The organism is Rhizobacter sp. P3_B12 (genome assembly GCF_056402895.1).
Genome location: NZ_JBFUGN010000807.1, coordinates 1 through 2,855, shown reverse-complemented (window position 1 = coordinate 2,855; position 2,855 = coordinate 1). Strand labels below are relative to the sequence as shown.

3 protein-coding genes are annotated in these 2,855 nt (G+C 69.1%); all 3 read left to right on the top strand.

All coding sequences use genetic code 11. The annotated features are described in order from the left end of the window. A partial coding sequence (gene mreC / locus AC1D01_RS28335) for a rod shape-determining protein MreC (RefSeq protein WP_477872350.1) occupies positions 1-299 on the top strand: 299 nt, incomplete at its 5' end. After that, a complete protein-coding gene (gene mreD, locus AC1D01_RS28330; protein WP_047508468.1) occupies positions 296-814 on the top strand; it encodes a rod shape-determining protein MreD in 519 nt (172 codons plus the stop codon). The genes mreC and mreD, both read left to right, overlap by 4 nt. A gap of 21 nt (positions 815-835) precedes the next feature. Beyond that, positions 836-2,855, top strand: a 2,020-nt coding sequence (mrdA, locus tag AC1D01_RS28325) for a penicillin-binding protein 2 (protein WP_477872348.1), incomplete at its 3' end; no start/stop codon positions are given.

The window sequence follows — 2,855 nt, the reverse complement described above, 5'->3', positions numbered from 1 at the left end:
GCCTGGAGCTGCGCTTCATGGCCGGCAATGCCGACGTGCAGGTCGGCGACGTGCTCGCGACCTCGGGCGTCGACGGCGTCTATCCGTCAGGCATCCCGGTCGCGAAGGTGGTCAGCGTCGACCGCCGCGTCGACACCGGCTTCGCCCGCATCGCGCTCGCGCCGATCGCGCAGCCCGACGCGGTGCGCCATGTGCTGGTGCTGGAGCCGCTGGGCGTGCAGATGCAGCCCAAGCCCGAGCCGGCCGTCGATCCGAACGCCAAGCCCGGCGCGGCCAGCCGCAGGGGGACCCGCCGATGATGCCGCGCGGCTCCGACCAGCTGCTGCTGCCGGCGAACCCGTGGTTCATCTGGGGGTCGCTGCTGCTCGCCTTCCTGTTCAACCTGGTGCCGTTCGGCCGCCTGCCGGCGATCCCCGACCTGCTCGCGCTGGCGCTCGCGTTCTGGAACGTGCACCAGCCGCGGCGCATCGGCGTCGGCATCGCGTTCATGTTCGGGCTGCTGATGGACGTGCACGACAGCGCGGTGCTGGGCCAGCACGCACTCGCCTACACGCTGCTCAGCTTCTTCGCGATCACGATCCACCGGCGGCTGCTGTGGTTCGGGCTGCCGCAGCAGGCGCTGCAGATCCTGCCGCTGTTCGTCGCGGCGCACGCGGTGTCGCTGGTGGTGCGGATGCTGGTGGGCGGCATGCTGCCGGGCTGGGAACTGTTGCTCGCGCCGGTGTTCGAAAGCCTGCTGTGGCCGGTGGCGTCGTGGGTGCTGCTCGCGCCGCAGCGCCGGCCGCCGGATCCCGATCAGAACCGGCCCCTCTGACGCCGCTGCGGTCGTGGTGATATGACAGAACTCAAGAACGTCGAGCAGGAACTGGGGCGGTTTCGCACCCGGCTGCTCGCGGCCGCGCTGTTCGTGCTGTTCGCGTTCGGGTTGCTGGTGTTCCGCCTCGTCGTGCTGCAGGTGATGCGCCACGACGAGCTCGCGACCCAGGCCGAGAACAACCGCATCGCCGTCGTGCCGATCGTGCCGAACCGCGGGCTGATCGTCGACCGCAACGGCGTCGTGCTGGCCAACAACTACTCGGCCTACACGCTGGAGATCACCCCGACCAAGGTCGAGGACCTCGACGCCGTCATCGACCAGCTGTCGCAGGTGGTCGAGGTCCAGGCGCGCGACCGCAAGCGCTTCAAGCGGCTGATGGAGGAAACCAAGAGCAGCTTCGAATCGCTGCCGATCCGCACCAAGCTGACCGATGAGGAAGTGGCCCGCTTCACCGCGCAGCGCTTCCGCTTCCCCGGCGTCGACATCAAGGCCCGGCTGTTCCGCAACTACCCGCTCGGCGAGGTCGGCAGCCACCTGATCGGCTACATCGGCCGCATCAACCAGGCCGAGAAGGAAAAGATCGAGGAGTCGGAAGACGAATCGAACTACCGCGGCACCGAGTACATCGGCAAGCTCGGCATCGAGCAGGCCTACGAGGCGCAGCTGCACGGCGCGACCGGCTTCGAGGAGGTCGAGACCAGCGCCGGCGGGCGCGCGGTGCGCCAGCTCAAGAGCAACCCGGCGACGCCCGGCAACACGCTGGTGCTGTCGATCGACATCCGGCTGCAGGCGCTGGTCGAGCAGCTGTTCGGCGACCGGCGCGGCGCGCTGGTGGCGATCGACCCGCGCAACGGCGAGGTGCTGGCCTTCGTCAGCAAGCCCAACTTCGACCCCAACCTGTTCGTCGACGGCATCGACGCCGAGAACTGGAAGGCGTTGAACGAGTCGGAAGACAAGCCGCTCTTGAACCGCGCGCTGCGCGGCGCCTACCCGCCCGGCTCCACCTACAAGCCGCTGATGGCACTGGCCGCGCTGACGCTGGGCAAGCGCACGCCGCAACAGTCGATCAGCGACCCCGGCTTCTTCTGGTTCGGCAACCACAAGTTCCGCGACGACAAGGAAGGCGGCCACGGCGTCGTCGACATGTACCGCTCGATCGTGCAGTCGTGCGACACCTACTACTACATCCTCGCCAACGACCTGGGCGTCGATGCCATCCACGATTTCATGGCGCCGCTCGGGCTCGGCCAGATGACCGGCATCGACATGCAGGGCGAGCTGCGCGGCACGCTGCCGTCCACCGAGTGGAAGCGCAACAACTACAAGCGCAAGGAGATGCAGAAGTGGTACCCCGGCGAGACCATCTCGCTGGGCATCGGCCAGGGCTACAACACCTTCACGATGCTGCAGCTCGCGCAGGCCGAGGCGACGCTCGCGGCTGGCGGCAAGCGCTTCAAGCCGCACCTGGTGCGCGCGATCGAGAACGTCGAGACGCGCAGCCAGCAGACGCTGTCGGGCGACCGGCTGGAGCCGCTTGCCTGGAGCCCCGACCACGTCGCGGTGATCCACCAGGCGCTGTACGGCGTCACGCAGGAGGGCACGGCGGCGCGCGCGTTCCAGGGCTCGCTTTACCGCTCCGGCGGCAAGACCGGCACGGCCCAGGTGATCCAGATCAAGCAGAACGAGAAGTACGACGCCAGCAAGATCGACGAGCGGCACCGCGACCATGCGCTGTTCACCGCGTTCGCGCCGCTCGAGGAGCCGCACATCGCGCTGGCGCTGGTGGTCGAGAATGCCGGCTTCGGCGCCGGTGCCGCGGCGCCGATCGCGCGCCGGGTGTTCGACTTCGTGCTCGAAGGCCAGTACCCGAGCGAAGAAGACATCCTCGCGACGCGCGGCGGCCAGAGCTACGCGCCGATCGGCAAGCCGCGGCCGGCCGCGAGCGTGCCGYTGCTGGGCGTGTCGATCAACAACGTCGCGGCAGCGCCCACCGACCTGCCGCCGCCCCTGGTGGTGCCGGTGGCCGCCTCGGCGCCTT

Coding starts and splice junctions, on each gene's coding strand:
- mreD (WP_047508468.1), top strand. CDS start 296: ATGATGCCGCGCGGCTCCGACCAGCTGCTGCTGCCGGCGAACCCGTGG.